Below are 15,403 nucleotides of genomic sequence, written 5' to 3'. Positions count from 1 at the left end.
GGGGTCAGCGGAGCGACCCGGTCGTGGTGCGGTGGTGCGGCAGGCGCTCGGCGGCTGCCAGGGCGTCGGCGAGGCGGTCCACGACCGCTGTCGCCTGTTCGTCGGTGAGCGTGAGGGGAGGGAGGAGGCGCACGACGGTGGAGTGGCGTCCGCCGAGTTCGACGATGAGCCCGCGGCGCAGGCACTCCTGCTGGACGGCGGCGGCGAGGGCGGGGGCGGGCGGCGGCTCGGGGCCGTCGTCGGGATGGGCGGCGTCCGGGTCGACCAGCTCGATCCCGATCATCAGGCCGCGTCCGCGTACGTCACCGATGGTGGGGTGGTCGGTGGCGAGTGCCTGGAGGCGGGCGAGCATACGGGCGCCGAGGATCGCGGCGCGCTCGGCGAGGCCGTTCTCCCGTACGAAGGCGAGGGTGGCGGTGCCCGCCGCCATCGCGAGCTGGTTGCCGCGGAAGGTGCCGGCGTGGGCGCCCGGCTGCCAGGTGTCGAGTTCGGAGCGGTAGACGATCACGGCGAGCGGGAGGGAACCGCCGATCGCCTTGGAGAGCACCATCACGTCGGGCACGATGCCGCTGTGCTCGACCGCCCAGAAGGCACCGGTGCGTCCGACGCCCGTCTGGACCTCGTCGGCGATCAGGGGGATGGAGCGGGCCTCGGTGATCTGGCGCATCCGGCGCATCCAGCTGTCGGGCGCGGGGTTCACCCCGCCCTCCCCCTGCACCGGTTCGAGGATCATCCCGGCCGGTGCCGGGGTGCCCCCCTTCGGGTCGTCCAGGAGGTTCTCGGTCCACCGGGCGGCGATCCGCGCGCCGCGCTCGCCGCCGATGCCGAAGGGGCAGCGGTAGTTGCGGGGGAAGGGCAGCCTGGTCACCCGTACGTCCTCGGCGCCGCCCGAGGCGGCGAGGGCACCCGCCGTCATCCCGTGGTAGGCGCCGGTGAAGGCGAGCAGGCCGCTGCGGCCGGTCGCTCCGCGGACCAGTTTGAACGCCGCCTCGACCGCGTCCGTGCCCGCCGGTCCGCAGAACTGGATCCGGGCGTTGTCGGCGAACCGCCGCGGCAGGCTGGCGAACAGCTCCGTGGTGAAGGCGTCCTTGACCGGGGTGGCGAGGTCGAGCACGTGCAGCGGCGCACCCGAGTCGATCACCTTCTTGATCGCCTCCAGGACGACCGGGTGGTTGTGGCCGAGCGCCAGGGTGCCGGCTCCGGAGAGACAGTCGAGGTACCGCCGTCCGTCGGCGCCCTCGATGGTCAGCCCGCGGGCCCGCACCGGCACGATCGGCAGCGAACGCGCATAGGTACGGGCGGCGGATTCGCGCAGCGACTGGCGGCGCAGGATCCCCTCGTGCACCGCCGGTGCTGCCACCGGGGCTGGTTCGGTCACGGCCACGGCTGTCGGTCCTCCCGCTGTAACGGTTGCGTTGCACATCAGTACGTCGGCGCACGGACGGACTGCGGGGATGAACGCTTCTCCCGAGTCCCTCGCACGTACCAACGACGCCGGGCGCGGCGGAGCACGGGTAAATCGGAAGATCCTTGCGGGGGCGGAACCACGGCCCTGCCGCTCGCCGTCCCCATCGGCACCGGCATAGTGGGGGCCGCACCGGACCTCGGAAAGTCGTCCGGGAGTCCGCAGCTTGTTCGGAGCAGGTGGCTCGGAGCAGTACCGCGGTGCAGTACAGAAGTGTTGAGTTACGAAGTCCCAGGGGGATCACCACATGCGACTCATTCGACCGGCTCTCGCCGTACGTCAGGGGAGGGGGCGCCGCCGGCCTTCGTCGGTGCTCGCCGTGGCCGCGGCCACCGCGGTCCTCGCGCTCACCGCCACCGCCTGCGGTCCCGAGGAGGACAACGCGAGCAACAAGCCGAGCGTTCCCGCCGGCCAGTCCTCGGACGGCAAGATCACCATCCCGGACGATCTGAAGGACCGGCTCAAGGATCACGGGATCGACCTCGACCAGTGGAAGAACGGCGAGTGGAAGAACTGGGACAAGGACAAGTGGCTGCGTGAGGCCAAGGACTTCGTCAACCCCATCATCGAGGACCTCTGGGACCCGGACCGGATGCGGGACGCGGACAAGTCGCCGGAGAAGCCGGTCGACAACGACATCTCGGGCGATGTCGGCGTGACGGACCCGACGCCCGTGCCGGTCCGGGCCACGAGCGTCGGGACGCCGTACCACGCCAACGCCGCGGAGTCCGGGAAACTGCTGTTCGACGGCCCCGAGGGCTCCATGGTCTGTTCCGCGACCGTGGTGAAGGACCCGGCGCACCCCGGGAAGTCCAACCTGGTGTGGACCGCGGGGCACTGCGTGCACGCCGGCAAGAAGGGCGGCTGGTACCGCAACATCGCCTTCGTGCCGTCGTACAACAACCAGGGCCTTTCGCTCGCCGAGCTGAAGAAGGCGACGAAGCAGGAGATCGCCCCCTACGGCGTGTGGTGGGGCACCTGGGCGCAGACGTCCGACCAGTGGATCTCGCAGGGTGCCTCGGTGGGCGGTCAGGGCGCGCCGTACGACTTCGCGGTGCTGCACGTGACACCGGAGAAGGGCTCGACGGGCAAGTCTCTGGAGGAGACGGTCGGTTCCGCGCTGCCCGTCGAGTTCAACGCCCCGGCCGTGCCGAAGATCGACAGCATGACCGCGACCGGCTTCCCGGCCGCTCCGCCGTACGACGGCCAGAAGGCGTTCCAGTGCGCGGACAAGCCGGGCCGGCTCTCGCTCACCGCTCAGGACCCGACGATGTACCGCATCGGCTGCACCATGACCGGCGGCGCCTCGGGCGGTGGCTGGGTCGCCAACGGCCAGGACGGCAAGCCCGCGCTGGTCTCGAACACCTCCATCGGGCCGGTGACGGCCGGCTGGCTGGCCGGGCCGCGGTTCGGCAAGGAGGCCAAGGGCGTCTACGACTCGGTCAGCAAGAAGTACGCGGGACAGTGATGACGGGCCGTCATCCGTCCCGGCCACGGGAGCGGTGACGGCGACAGCGCATCAGGGGCCCCCGGCACGGCAGTTGCGTGCCGGGGGCCCCTGTCCGTCGTGCGGCACCGCCGCCCGGTCGTGCCGTGTGCGGGACGTGCGGCCGTGGCGGGGAGCATGCCCCGGACCGTCATAGGGTGGCCCCTGCATGTTCGGTGGCCGTTGGCCCGGCCCGTCGAGCCATGTGACACGTTCATGGCAATTTTGGCAATTTCAGGGGGAACCTTTCCATGCGATCCATACGTCCGCTGCTCGCCGCGACCGGTCTCGTCGCCGCGCTCACGCTGACGGCCACGGCCTGCGGTCCGAGCGAGGACGACGCGGCCGGCAAGCCCGCCGCCGAATCCCCGGGCGGCCAGGACGCCGGCGGCTCCCTGCCCGACGGTCTGGCCGAGACGCTGAAGAAGCACGGTGTCGACCCGGAGAAGTGGAAGAACGGCGAGTGGAAGAACTGGGACAAGGACAAGTGGCTGCGTGAGGCCAAGGACTTCGTCAACCCGGTCATCGAGGGGCTGTGGAAGCCCGACCGGATGAAGTCGGCCAAGGACCCGGCGAAGACCATGGCGGCCGGCGACGCCTCCGGTGGTCAGGGCATCAGCGACCCGGAGCCCGCTCCGGTGCAGGCCGAGCGCGAGAAGACGCCGTACCACGACTACGCGGCCCCGGTCGGCAAGGTGTTCTTCGACTCCCCCGAGGGCTCGATGGTCTGCTCGGGCACGGTCGTCAAGGACCCCGAGAACCCGGGCAAGTCCAACCTGGTGTGGACCGCAGGGCACTGTGTGCACGCCGGTTCGAAGGGCGGCTGGTACCGCAACATCGTCTTCGTGCCCGCGTACAACGACAAGGGCAAGTCCGCCGCCGCCCTGCAGAGCGCGCAGCCGCAGGAGATCGCCCCGTACGGCGCGTACTGGGCGGACTGGGCGACGACCTCGGGTGAATGGCTCGCCGACGGCGGACCCACCGGGGGCGAGGGCGCCCCCTACGACTACGCGGTACTGCACGTGAAGCCGGAGAAGGGCACCAAGTCCCTGGAGGAGACCGTGGGCAACGCCCTGTCGGTCGACTTCGACGCTCCTGAGATCTCTCGGATCGATGCCATGGGCGCCTGGGGATACCCGGCCGCTCCCCCGTACGACGGCCTGATCATGCACAAGTGCGTCGACCGTCCCGGCCGGCTCTCCATCAGCCCGAGCACTCCGGCGATGTACCGCATCGGCTGCACCATGACCGGTGGGTCGTCCGGCGGCGGCTGGTTCCGCAAGGGCAGTGACGGCAAGTCGGTGCTGGTCTCCAACACGTCCATCGGGCCGGTGACTTCGGGCTGGCTCGCCGGCCCCCACCTGGGTCCGGGCGCCAAGGACGTCTTCACCACGACGAGCGAGAAGTTCGCCGGCCGCTGACCGCCGCCACCCCACGACGGCCGAAGGCCCGCCCCTGGTCGGGGCGGGCCTTCGGGCGTCACGCGCCTTGTCGCGCCGCGGTCAGTGCGCCACGGGGACGAACGAGGAGAGCTCGGCCGCCAGCTCCTCGTGCACCCGCGCCTTGAGCAGGGTGCCCTCCGACGTGTGCTCCTCGGAGATCACCTCGCCCTCGGCATGCACCCGGGAGACGAGTCCGCCCTGGATGTACGGGACGAGCGCGTCGATCTCGATCGACGGCCGCGGCAGTTCGGTGTCGATGAGTGCGAGCAGCTCCTCGATACCGGCGCCGGTGCGCGCCGAGACGGCGATCGCGTGCTTCTCGATGCGCAGCAGTCGCTGAAGCACCAGCGGATCGGCCGCGTCCGCCTTGTTGACCACCACGATCTCGGGCACGTCCACCGCGCCCACTTCGCGGATCACCTCGCGCACCGCGGCGAGCTGCTCCTCCGGCGCCGGGTGCGCGCCGTCCACCACGTGGAGGATCAGGTCGGACTCGCCGACCTCCTCCATGGTGGAGCGGAACGCCTCGACGAGGTGGTGCGGCAGATGCCGTACGAACCCGACGGTGTCGGCCAGGGTGTAGAGCCGGCCGCTCGGCGTCTCGGCCCGGCGCACGGTCGGGTCCAGGGTGGCGAACAGTGCGTTCTCCACCAGGACGCCTGCGCCGGTGAGCCGGTTGAGCAGCGAGGACTTGCCCGCGTTGGTGTAGCCGGCGATGGCGACCGACGGCACCTTGTTGCGCTTGCGCTCCTGGCGCTTGATCTCGCGGCCCGTCTTCATCTCCGCGATCTCCCGGCGCATCTTCGCCATCTTCTCGCGGATCCGGCGCCGGTCCGTCTCGATCTTGGTCTCACCGGGACCACGGGTGGCCATGCCGCCACCGCCGCTGGAACCGCCGCCGCCCATCTGACGGGAGAGCGACTGACCCCAGCCTCGCAGCCGCGGCAGCATGTACTGCATCTGTGCCAGCGAGACCTGCGCCTTGCCCTCTCGGGACTTGGCGTGCTGGGCGAAGATGTCGAGGATCAGGGCGGTCCGGTCGACCACCTTCACCTTGACGACGTCTTCCAGGTGAATCAGCTGGCCGGGGCTGAGCTCACCGTCGCAGACGACGGTGTCGGCCCCCGATTCGAGGACGATGTCGCGCAGCTCCAGCGCCTTGCCCGAACCGATGTAGGTGGCCGGGTCCGGCTTGTCGCGGCGCTGGAAGACGGCGTCGAGCACCTGGGCGCCCGCCGTCTCCGCCAGTGCGGCCAGCTCCGCGAGGGAGTTCTCCGCGTCACGCACGGTCCCCGACGTCCAGACACCGACCAGCACCACGCGCTCCAGGCGCAGCTGTCGGTACTCGACCTCGGTGACATCTTCGAGCTCGGTGGAGAGCCCGGCCACACGCCGCAGCGCGGCGCGTTCGGAGCGGTCGAACTGCTCGCCGTCCCGCTCCGTGTCGATCTCGTGGCTCCAGGCGACGTCCTCTTCCATCAGGGCGTCGGCCCGAAGGCTCTCGGTGAGGCTTTCGGTGGCATTCTCCGTAGCACTCTGCGCGTCCTGCGCGTCCTGGGGAAGGGAAGAAGAGGAGGTCATTGGATCCTTACGTCGTTGGAATTCCGTTACATCAGTCACAACGCGTGACCCCTTCCGATGATTCCCTCCGTCGGGAATCTCCGGTCCGGCCGCCGCGGCGACCCGTCGATAGTGGCACGGCCGCGCCTCGCCGGTCACCCGGGTTTAGCGCTGTGCGGCGGGCGCCGTGCTGCGCCAGTCCGGGTGCCCCGGCATCGGCGGGGTCTTCTCCCCGTACAGCCAGCCGTCGAAGAACGAGGTCAGGTCGCGGCCCGCGGTCCGGGACGCCAGGCGGACGAAGTCCTCGGTGGTCGCGTTGGAGTCCCGGTGCTTCTTCACCCAGCTCTTCTCCACCCGGTCGAACGCGCTGCTGCCGATCTTCTGGCGCAGCGCGTAGAGGATCAGCGCGCTGCCGTCGTACACCACCGGCCGGAACAGGCTGATCTTGTGTCCGGGCGCCGGGGCGTCGGGGCGGGCCGGCGGACCGCCCGCGGCGCGCCAGCCGTCGGACCTGGTGTACGCCTCACGCATGCGGTCCTCCAGCGACTTGTCGGCGTGGTCCTCGGCGTAGCGGGCCTCGTACCAGGTGGCGTGCCCCTCGTTGAGCCAGAGATCGGACCACCGCTGCGGGGAGACGCTGTTGCCGAACCACTGGTGGGCGAGCTCGTGCACCATGATCGATTCGAGGTACCACTCGGGGTAGTCGGCCCCGACGAACAGGGACCGCTCGAAGAGCGAGAGCGTCTGGGTCTCCAGTTCGAAGCCGGTCTTGGTGTCGGCGACGAGCAGTCCGTAGGTCTCGAAGGGGTAGCGGCCGACCTGCTGTTCCATCCACTCCAGCTGGGCGGGGGTCCTGCTGAGCAGGGGTTCGAGGCGCTCGCGGTCGGCGGTGGGCACCACGTCGCGCATCGGCAGCCGGTGCGGGCCGGTCCGGTGCAGGACGGTGGACCGGCCGATCGAGACCTGGGCCAGTTCGGTGGCCATGGGGTGTTCGGTCCGGTAGGTCCAGGTGGTGTCGGCGCCGTGCCGGGCCGTGCGGGCGGGCAGTCCGTTGGCCACCACGATGAGGCCCTTGGGCGCGGTGACCCGGAAGGTGAAGTACGCCTTGTCCGCGGGGTGGTCGTTGCTCGGGAAGACCCGGTGCGCGGCGTCGGCCTGATTGGCCATGGCCAGGCCGTCGGCGGTACGCAGCCAGCCACCGGTGTTCTGGTCGCCGCTGGGGTCGCTGGTGTGCCGGACGGTGATGCGCAGCGGCACCCCGGCGGGGAGCCGGCCCACTGGCTCGATGACCAGGTCCTCGTCCTTGACGGCGAAGTCGGCGCGAAGTCCGTTGACTTCGACCCCGCGGACCGTGCCCCGGGTGAAGTCGAGGTTGATCCGGTCGAGGGGTTCGGTGGTCCGCGCGTCGATCCTGGTGACGGCGTCCAGCGGCTTGTTGTTGTCGCCGTGGTAGGTCATTGCGATGTCGTAGGCGCGGACGTCGTACCCCGGATTGCCGAGGTGGGGGAAGAGCGGATCGCCGATGCCGAGCGGCACGGGCGAGGGGAGGGTGGCTGCGACGAGGGTGGCTGATGCGGTGGCCAGCAGGGCGGCCCGCAGGCGGCGGGAGATGAACGGCATGAACTACCGCTACCAGCGACTTCCCGCCGGACGGGCGCGGCGCGCGCCGCGCCACCCGAACGAGACCTCTGTGGGCAGATGGCTCCGGCCGGCGGGGTCAGACGGTGGCCGCTCGGTGCTGGGCGCGACTCACGTCGTACACCCCGGGCACGTCACGCATGGCGCGCATCAGGGCCGGCAGTCCGGCCGCGTCGGAGAGTTGCAGGGTGTAGGTGTGCCGGACGCGTTGTTCGCTGGGGGGTTCGACAGTGGCGGCGATGATCGCCGCGTCCGCCGTCGCGATCGCCTCGGTGAGATCGGCGAGCAGCCGGGGGCGTCCGAAGGACTCGGCGACCAGGGTGACCCGGTACTCGGTGGCCTCTCCCCAGCTCACCCCGACCGGCTTCCGGCCGACGGACCGCATCCGGGCGACGGCGGAGCACTCCAGGCGGTGCACGGTGACGGCGCCGCCGCGCACGACGAATCCGGTGACCGCGTCGGGCGGCACGGGGGTGCAGCAGCCCGCGAGCCGTACGGGGGCGTCCGGCCCGTCCACCACGGCGCTCGCGGCCATGGCGGACCCGGTGCCGGCCGTCTGGTGAGCCTGCGGTCCGGGCCTGGTGTGCCCCTGCGCCTGCTGCTCGGGTCCGGTCCCCGCGGGCCGGGCGCCCTGCGGGCCGCGGGTGTCCTCGGGGTGGGCGTCCAGCCAGCCGGTGATGGCGATGCGGGCGGCGGGGGTCCGGGCGTGGTCGAGCCAGTCGGGCGAGGGGCCGGAGGCGGCGTCCTCGCCGAGCAGCAGCTGCACGGTGTCGCCGTCGCTGAGTACGGTGCCGAGCGTGGCCAGGCGGCCGTTGACCCGGGCGCCGATGCAGTTGTGCGCCTCGTCCCCGTACTGCGCGTAGGCGGCGTCCACGCAGCTGGCTCCGGCGGGCAGCCCGAGCGTGCCGCCGTCGGTCCGGAAGACCGTGATCTCCCGGTCCTGGGCCAGATCGGCGCGGAGCGTGGTCCAGAAGGTGTCGGGGTCCGGGGCGGACTGCTGCCATTCCAGGAGCCGGGAGAGCCAGCCGGGCCGGGTGGGGTCGGCGCGCTCCCCGTCGGCGGGTTCGGCTGCCTGGGGGCCGGTGCCGTTGTCCGCGGCGTACGGATTGCCGAGGGCGATGACTCCGGCCTCGGCGACCTTGTGCATCCGGTGGGTACGGATGAGGACTTCGGCGACCGCCCCGTCCTCGCCCACGACGGCGGTGTGCAGCGACTGGTAGAGGTTGAACTTGGGGGCGGCGATGAAGTCCTTGAACTCGGAGATCACCGGCGTGAAGCAGGTGTGGAGTTCACCGAGCACGGCGTAGCAGTCGGCGTCCTCGCCGACCAGCACCAACAGCCGGCCGAAGTCGGTGCCGCGCAGCTCGCCGCGTTTGATGCCGACCCGGTGCACGGACACGAAGTGGCGTGGCCTGATGAGGACTTCGGCGGGGATGCCGGCCTCCCGCAACACCGTCGTGACGTTCTCGGAGATGGCCGCGAGCGGGTCCTGACGGGCGGCGCCGGAGCCGTCCGGCCGCGCCGACGCGGCGTCGATCAGCGTGCGGGTCCGTTCGTACTCCTCCGGGTGGAGGATCGCGAAGACGAGGTCCTCCAGCTCGGTCTTGAGTGCCTGTACCCCGAGCCGTTCGGCCAGCGGGATCAGTACGTCGCGGGTGACCTTGGCGATCCTGGCCTGTTTCTCGGGCCGCATCACGCCGAGGGTGCGCATGTTGTGCAGCCGGTCGGCGAGCTTGATGGACATGACCCGGACGTCGTCCCCGGTGGCGACCAGCATCTTGCGGAAGGTCTCGGGCTCGGCCGCCGCCCCGTAGTCGACCTTTTCGAGTTTGGTGACGCCGTCGACGAGATAGCAGACCTCTTTGCCGAACTGCTCCCGCACCTGATCGAGGGTCACATCGGTGTCCTCGACGGTGTCGTGGAGCAGCGACGCGGTGAGCGTCGTCGTCTCGGCGCCGAGCTGGGCGAGGATCAGGGTGACCGCGAGCGGGTGCGTGATGTACGGCTCGCCGCTCTTGCGCATCTGGCCCCGGTGCGAGGACTCCGCGAGTACGTAGGCCCGGCGCAGGATCGAGAGGTCGGCATCCGGGTGGTGGGCCCGGTGCGCCTCGGCGACATGGCCGATGGCATCGGGCAGCCGGTCGCGGGAGACGGGGCCGAGCAGCGCTACGCGGCCGAGCCTGCGCAGATCGATCCGGGGACGGCCCCGTCTGCGGATGGGGGCACCTGGGCTGGTGGCCTCTGCGCTCATGGGGGCACCTCCGGCGACGTCGACCGGCGGTGGGGAGGTGCGGTCGCTCCTCCGGGCCGGTGCTTGATGCTACCGAGCCCACCACGCGGCGGAGTGCCGCTCTCGCCCAGCGTGAAAGGGATCACCCATTCGAGCGAAGTTCTAACCAGCCACCGTTTCGAGCCAGGCGGGGTCGATCAGCCCCTCGGCGACGATCACGGCCGGTCCCGTCATCTCGATCTCGCCGTCCGGCCGCTCGGTGATCAGGAGGGTGCCGCCGGGCAGATCGACCGTGTACGTGACCGGGGTGCCGGTCTCCGTGGGGTCCGCGCCGTCCCTGCGGGCCGTGGCGACGGCCACGGCGCAGGCGCCCGTGCCGCAGGAGCGGGTCTCGCCGGAGCCGCGCTCGTGGACCCGCATGGCGACATGGCGCGGCCCGCGGTCCACCACGAACTCGATGTTGACACCGTCGGGGTAGACGGCCGCGGGGCTGTAGGGCGGTACGGAGAGCAGGTCGCCGGCGTGCGTCAGGTCGTCGACGAAGGCGACCGCGTGGGGGTTGCCCATGTTCACGTTGCGGGCGTTCCAGCTGCGGCCGTCGAGGCTGACCGTGACGCCGTCCTCGGGGAGGAGGGCGCGCCCCATGGAGACCGTGATGGCGCCGTCCTTGGCGATGTGCACCTTCTTCACGCCGCCCCGGGTCGCGACGGCGAGGTCGCCCTGCTCGACGTGCCCGGCGCGCTGGAGGTATCCGGCGAAGACCCGGACCCCGTTGCCGCACATCTCGGCGATCGAGCCGTCCGCATTGCGGTAGTCCATGAACCATTCGGCCTCGGCGGCCATGGCCTGCGCCTCGGGGTGCGCGGCGGACCGCACGACGTGCAGCAGTCCGTCACCGCCGATACCGGCCCGGCGGTCGCAGAGCCGGGCGACGGTGGAAGCGGGCAGGTCGATGGCGTTGTCCGGGTCGGGAACGATCACGAAGTCGTTCTCGGTGCCGTGACCCTTGAGGAAGGCGATCTGCGAGGTGCTCACAGGGCAACTGTACGAAACAGCGCCGACAACCGACGCCCCAGGCCCGCCCCGCGGGCGTCGGCACGAAGGCTCCGGCCGCCACGGAAGCCGTACCGCCCCCGGGACGGCTCCGGCGTCACTGGAGCCGTGCCACCCGCCAGACGGCCAGGGCGACCAGTGTGCCGCCGACCGCGACGTACAGGGCGATCACCCGCCAGTCCGAACGCTCGCCCGAGCCCCGCTGAGGCAGGCCGGGCCAGGTGTATCCCACGCGGCGGGCGGCCATCATGCCCCAGCCCGCGGCGCAGCAGCTGATCAGCAGGCCGAGCATGGCCACGACGGCGCCGCCGTCGCCGAACTCGAAGGCGAGCGGGAAGGCGAACATCAGCGATCCCACCGCGGCAAGCATGACGATGGGTGCCAGCTGCCAGATCCGCAGCTTCCGAGCGGGCCGCAGCTCGACCTCGACCTCGGGGGTCGCCGCCGGCTCGTCCGGCCCGTCGGGGCTCAGACTTCCCGCTCCGTGCAGGGCGTCCGGTGCGTCTTGTTCAGTGTCGCGAGGGCCGGCCTCCATCGCCACGCGCCCTCCCAACTCGGACTCCACTGGTCGATCGATGCTCGATGATGGCACGCTCCGGGTCGTCGAAATGACGGGCAGGGCTTCCCGATGCCATCACGTGATCAGGCTGTAACCGCTCGTTCGATCAACGCCAGCGCCTGGCGCGGGAGTTCCCCGCGGTGTTCCGCGGCGCCGCTCAGCCAGTGGACCCGCGGGTCGCGGCGGAACCACGAGTCCTGACGGCGGGCGAATCTCTTGGTGGCGCGGACGGTCTCGGCGCGGGCCTCGTCCTCGGTGCATTCCCGGGCCAGCGCGGCGAGTACCTGCTGGTAGCCGAGCGCCCGGGACGCGGTCCGGCCCTCGCGCAGGCCGCGCGCCTCCAGGGCGCGCACCTCGTCCACGAGCCCGGCCGCCCACATCCGGTCGACCCTCAGGGCGATGCGTTCGTCGAGTTCGGGTCGGGCCACGTCGACGCCGATCTGGACGGTGTCGTACACCGCATCGTTACCGGGGAGATTCGCGGTGAAGGGCTTGCCGGTGATCTCGATGACTTCGAGGGCCCTGACGATCCGGCGGCCGTTGCCGGGCAGGATGGCCCGGCCCGCCTCGGGGTCGGCGGCGGCGAGCCGGGCGTGCAGCGCTCCGGAGCCGCGCTCGGCCAGCTCCTCCTCCAGCCTGGCCCGCACGTCGGGGTCCGTGCCGGGGAACTCCAGGGCGTCGATGGCACCCTTCACGTAGAGCCCGGAGCCGCCGACAAGGACGGGGGCGCGGCCGGCGGCGAGCAGCCGGTCGATCTCGGCGCGGGCCAGCCGCTGGTACTCGGCGACGCTGGCGGTCTCGGTGACGTCCCAGATGTCCAGCAGGTGGTGCGGGACGGATTCGCGTTCGGCGAGCGTCAGCTTCGCGGTACCGATATCCATCCCCCGATAGAGCTGCATGGAGTCGGCGTTGACCACTTCGCCGTCGAGCTGCTGAGCAAGAAATACGCCCAGATCGGACTTTCCGGCCGCAGTGGGGCCGACGACGGTGATGACCCGCGGTGCGGGAGCTGAACTTCTCACTGCCACAGTCTCGCAAACCTCCGGCGCTCTTCCCGAACGAGTGAGGTGACCGGCCGGGAACGGCAATCGTTCGCCGCCCCGGCCCGGACCCGCCTGCCGCACCCCTCCGGGCGGCGCGGATCGTCTCGCACGCCAGTAGAATTCACAGTGAATATGGGCGTTTTTTCATGGTTTGAAAAAGCGTCCGGCCGTAGTCCCCCAGCAGGGAAGGTGCCCGATGGGCTTCCTGGACAATTTGAAGGCCAAGCTGAGCCCCGCCAAGGACAAGGTCGGCGAACTCGCGCATCAGCACGGGGAGAAGATCGACCAGGGGCTCGACAAGGCAGCGCGTACGGTCGACGAAAAGACCAAGGGCAAGTACAGCGACAAGATCGAGTCCGGCGCGAAGAAGGCCAAGGACGCGGTCGAGCGCCTGTCCCACAAGAAGGACGAGGGTGGTACGCCGCCGCCTGCTTCCTGACCATGAACTGATCAAGTCCGGGTGACGCCCGTGGAGCGGCGACGCGCACGGCCGTCACCCGCAGGACCGTCGGCGCCAGCGGCTCAGGACCAGGCCGCGACCAGGTAGCCGACGCCGTACGGGGCGTCCTCGTACAGGAGTCGTCCTCCCAGGCCGGCCCCCTGTGCCGCGCCCGCGAGGACCTGCCAGGGGGCCCGTCCCGCCGCCTTCAGTTCGTACGCCAGCGACTCGTCCAGCGCGATCAGCGCGTCCGGGTCCGCCGCGCCCAGCGCGCGGGCGGCCGCCGCGTCGAACGCCTCGGCGCGTTCGTCCAGATAGCCGGGGGCCTTGAGCGTGCGGCAGGCGCTGCCGTCGCCCATCACGAGCAGCGCGACCCGGTCCGCCCGGGCGGCCAGCTCCCGCCCGGTGCTCGTGCAGCGGTCGGCCGCCAGCGGCTCCCCCACGCCCAGCCCCTCGACGGGCGCGCCGGCCCATTCCGCGTGGGCCAGCAGCCAGGCGCCGACAGCGAGGGACGGCGGAAGAGAGTCGTCCGCGCCCACCGGTCCGAGCTCGCGCCCGAGCCGTACAGCCAGGTCGACGCCGAACCCCTCGAAGGTCCCGGTCGCCCCCTCGGGGTGCGGTCCGCGGCCCGGCCGGTCCGCGGGCCCGACCACGATCAGCAGGTCGGGACGCGCGGCGGCCAGCACGCCGATGGCGTCGGCGCAGGCGTCCCGCAGGGTGTCGAGCTCGGGAGCGGCACCGGCGGCGACCTCGGGTACCAGCAGGGGCGGGCAGGGGCAGACTGCGGCGGCGACAAGCATGGAGGGCAGCGTACTGCCTGCCCGCCAGGCCCCCGCCGCCTCGGCCCCGGTCGTTCCGGGCGCTGCTCGGTCCTGCTGCCGTGCGGGCGGCCGTCCCGCCGCCGGGCTCCCCGCCGTCAGTCGCAGCCGCAGCCCGGGGCCGCCGCGGCCGGCAGCGGTGCCGGGGCCCCGATACCGGGCAGTCCCAGCATCACTCCGGCCGGCTTGGCGGCCTCGGCGGCGTTGCGCTTCTCCCAGGCGTCCCCGGCCCGGGTCCGCCGCACGGCGACCGGGGCGCCCTCGGCGAGCAGGTGGTGCGGGGCCGCGTAGCTGATCTCGACGGTCACCACGTCGCCGGGGCGCACGTCCTCGTCCGGCTTGGTGAAGTGGACCAGGCGGTTGTCGGGGGCGCGGCCGGAGAGGCGGTGGGTGGCGCCGTCCTTGCGGCCCTCGCCCTCCGCGACCATGATCTCCAGCGTCCGGCCGACCTGCTTCTTGTTCTCCTCCCAGGAGATCTCCTCCTGGAGGGCCGACAGGCGCATGTACCGCTCCTGGACGACCTCCTTGGGGATCTGTCCCTCCATCTCGGCGGCCGGGGTCCCGGGGCGCTTGGAGTACTGGAAGGTGAAGGCGTTGGCGAAGCGCGCCTCGCGGACCGCGTGCATGGTCTGCTCGAAGTCCTCCTCGGTCTCGCCGGGGAAGCCCACGATGATGTCGGTGGAGATGGCGGCGTCCGGCATCGCGGCGCGCACCTTCTCGATGATGCCGAGGAAGCGCTCCTGCCGGTACGAGCGCCGCATCGCCTTGAGGATCGCGTCCGAGCCCGACTGCATCGGCATGTGGAGCTGGGGCATCACATTGGGCGTCTCGGCCATGGCGGCGATCACGTCGTCCGTGAAGTCGCGGGGGTGCGGCGAGGTGAAACGGACCCGCTCCAGGCCCTCGATCCTGCCGCAGGCGCGCAGCAGCTTGGAGAACGCCTCGCGGTCGCCGATGTCGGAGCCGTACGCGTTCACGTTCTGGCCGAGCAGGGTGATCTCGGAGACTCCCTCGGCGACCAGGGCCTCGATCTCGGCGAGGATGTCGCCGGTGCGGCGGTCCTTCTCCTTGCCCCGCAGCGCCGGAACGATGCAGAAGGTGCAGGTGTTGTTGCAGCCGACGGAGATCGACACCCACGCGGCGTAGGCGGACTCGCGGCGGGTGGGGAGCGTGGAGGGGAAGGCTTCCAGGGATTCGGCGATCTCGATCTGCGCCTCCTCCTGGATGCGGGCGCGCTCCAGCAGCACGGGCAGCTTGCCGATGTTGTGCGTGCCGAAGACGACGTCGACCCAGGGGGCCCGCTCGACGATGGTGTCGCGGTCCTTCTGCGCCAGGCAGCCGCCGACGGCGATCTGCATGCCGGGCCGCTTGGTCTTCATCGGGGCGAGCCGGCCGAGGTTGCCGTACAGCTTGTTGTCGGCGTTCTCCCGGACCGCGCAGGTGTTGAAGACCACGACGTCGGCGTCTCCGTCGGAGCCCTCGGCGGCACGTACGTAACCCGCGCCCTCCAGCAGCCCCGACAGCCGCTCGGAGTCGTGGACGTTCATCTGGCACCCGTAGGTGCGCACCTCGTACGTTTTCAAACCGTCCACTACTCCACCAGCCACGTCGTTGCCGCTCACCCGTCCAGGGTAAGGGCTCCGCCGGGGCCCCGATGCTGGCTGCCCCGC

At 71.3% G+C, this 15,403-nt stretch carries 12 protein-coding genes; 3 read left to right on the top strand and 9 right to left on the bottom strand.

The annotated features are described in order from the left end of the window. Positions 1-4: 4 nt before the first annotated feature. Positions 5-1,384 (bottom strand): diaminobutyrate--2-oxoglutarate transaminase family protein, encoded by a 1,380-nt coding sequence (locus ACFYY1_RS36955; protein ID WP_388593523.1) that lies wholly within the window; start codon positions 1,382-1,384, stop codon positions 5-7. Positions 1,385-1,712: 328 nt separating this feature from the next. Here ACFYY1_RS36955 and ACFYY1_RS36950 point away from each other — a divergent pair, with 328 nt between their 5' ends. Together ACFYY1_RS36950 and ACFYY1_RS36945 are read left to right on the top strand one after the other, a co-directional pair. Beyond that, positions 1,713-2,933 (top strand): trypsin-like serine peptidase, encoded by a 1,221-nt coding sequence (locus tag ACFYY1_RS36950; protein WP_388593521.1) that lies wholly within the window; start codon positions 1,713-1,715, stop codon positions 2,931-2,933. A 269-nt stretch (positions 2,934-3,202) separates the two neighbouring features. Further along, positions 3,203-4,372 (top strand): trypsin-like serine peptidase, encoded by a 1,170-nt coding sequence (locus ACFYY1_RS36945; protein WP_388593518.1) that lies wholly within the window; start codon positions 3,203-3,205, stop codon positions 4,370-4,372. An 81-nt stretch (positions 4,373-4,453) separates the two neighbouring features. On the opposite strand, the gene hflX is transcribed toward ACFYY1_RS36945, so the two are convergent. The 6 genes from hflX to miaA all read right to left on the bottom strand — a co-directional run bounded on the left by hflX (position 4,454) and on the right by miaA (position 12,455). Further along, on the bottom strand, positions 4,454-5,974 hold the full coding sequence (hflX, locus tag ACFYY1_RS36940; RefSeq protein WP_388593515.1) for a GTPase HflX: 1,521 nt from the start codon (positions 5,972-5,974) through the stop codon (positions 4,454-4,456). Positions 5,975-6,118: 144 nt separating this feature from the next. After that, positions 6,119-7,573 (bottom strand): M1 family metallopeptidase, encoded by a 1,455-nt coding sequence (locus tag ACFYY1_RS36935; protein WP_388593513.1) that lies wholly within the window; start codon positions 7,571-7,573, stop codon positions 6,119-6,121. Positions 7,574-7,670: 97 nt separating this feature from the next. Then, the gene (locus tag ACFYY1_RS36930; protein WP_388593510.1) at positions 7,671-9,842 is read right to left on the bottom strand and encodes a RelA/SpoT family protein; all 2,172 of its coding nucleotides are present in this window, start codon (positions 9,840-9,842) and stop codon (positions 7,671-7,673) included. Between the two features lie 141 nt (positions 9,843-9,983). Then, positions 9,984-10,856 carry a diaminopimelate epimerase gene (gene dapF / locus ACFYY1_RS36925; RefSeq protein ID WP_388593507.1) on the bottom strand — a complete coding sequence of 291 codons (873 nt, stop codon included), beginning with the start codon at positions 10,854-10,856 and terminating at the stop codon, positions 9,984-9,986. A 115-nt stretch (positions 10,857-10,971) separates the two neighbouring features. Beyond that, a complete protein-coding gene (locus ACFYY1_RS36920) occupies positions 10,972-11,409 on the bottom strand; it encodes a hypothetical protein (protein WP_388593557.1) in 438 nt (145 codons plus the stop codon). Between the two features lie 107 nt (positions 11,410-11,516). Beyond that, positions 11,517-12,455, bottom strand: a complete 939-nt coding sequence (gene miaA, locus ACFYY1_RS36915) for a tRNA (adenosine(37)-N6)-dimethylallyltransferase MiaA (protein WP_388593505.1) — start codon at positions 12,453-12,455, stop codon at positions 11,517-11,519. Between the two features lie 217 nt (positions 12,456-12,672). Between miaA and ACFYY1_RS36910 the strand changes: the two genes are divergently transcribed. Beyond that, the gene (locus ACFYY1_RS36910; RefSeq protein WP_388593502.1) at positions 12,673-12,915 is read left to right on the top strand and encodes an antitoxin; all 243 of its coding nucleotides are present in this window, start codon (positions 12,673-12,675) and stop codon (positions 12,913-12,915) included. An 83-nt stretch (positions 12,916-12,998) separates the two neighbouring features. On the opposite strand, the gene ACFYY1_RS36905 is transcribed toward ACFYY1_RS36910, so the two are convergent. After that, the gene (locus ACFYY1_RS36905) at positions 12,999-13,715 is read right to left on the bottom strand and encodes a class III extradiol dioxygenase subunit B-like domain-containing protein (protein WP_388593500.1); all 717 of its coding nucleotides are present in this window, start codon (positions 13,713-13,715) and stop codon (positions 12,999-13,001) included. Between the two features lie 116 nt (positions 13,716-13,831). After that, the gene (gene miaB / locus ACFYY1_RS36900) at positions 13,832-15,325 is read right to left on the bottom strand and encodes a tRNA (N6-isopentenyl adenosine(37)-C2)-methylthiotransferase MiaB (RefSeq protein ID WP_388593555.1); all 1,494 of its coding nucleotides are present in this window, start codon (positions 15,323-15,325) and stop codon (positions 13,832-13,834) included. Between the last annotated feature and the right edge of the window lie 78 nt (positions 15,326-15,403).

It is taken from the genome of Streptomyces sp. NPDC001890, assembly GCF_042891445.1.
Taxonomy (GTDB): Bacteria; Actinomycetota; Actinomycetes; order Streptomycetales; family Streptomycetaceae; genus Streptomyces.
This window is presented reverse-complemented; position numbering and strand designations above follow the sequence as displayed.

Coding starts and splice junctions, on each gene's coding strand:
- ACFYY1_RS36950 (WP_388593521.1), top strand. CDS start 1,713: ATGCGACTCATTCGACCGGCTCTCGCCGTACGTCAGGGGAGGGGGCGC.
- ACFYY1_RS36945 (WP_388593518.1), top strand. CDS start 3,203: ATGCGATCCATACGTCCGCTGCTCGCCGCGACCGGTCTCGTCGCCGCG.
- hflX (WP_388593515.1), bottom strand. CDS start 5,974: ATGACCTCCTCTTCTTCCCTTCCCCAGGACGCGCAGGACGCGCAGAGT.
- ACFYY1_RS36935 (WP_388593513.1), bottom strand. CDS start 7,573: ATGCCGTTCATCTCCCGCCGCCTGCGGGCCGCCCTGCTGGCCACCGCA.
- ACFYY1_RS36930 (WP_388593510.1), bottom strand. CDS start 9,842: ATGAGCGCAGAGGCCACCAGCCCAGGTGCCCCCATCCGCAGACGGGGC.
- ACFYY1_RS36920 (WP_388593557.1), bottom strand. CDS start 11,409: ATGGAGGCCGGCCCTCGCGACACTGAACAAGACGCACCGGACGCCCTG.
- ACFYY1_RS36910 (WP_388593502.1), top strand. CDS start 12,673: ATGGGCTTCCTGGACAATTTGAAGGCCAAGCTGAGCCCCGCCAAGGAC.
- ACFYY1_RS36905 (WP_388593500.1), bottom strand. CDS start 13,715: ATGCTTGTCGCCGCCGCAGTCTGCCCCTGCCCGCCCCTGCTGGTACCC.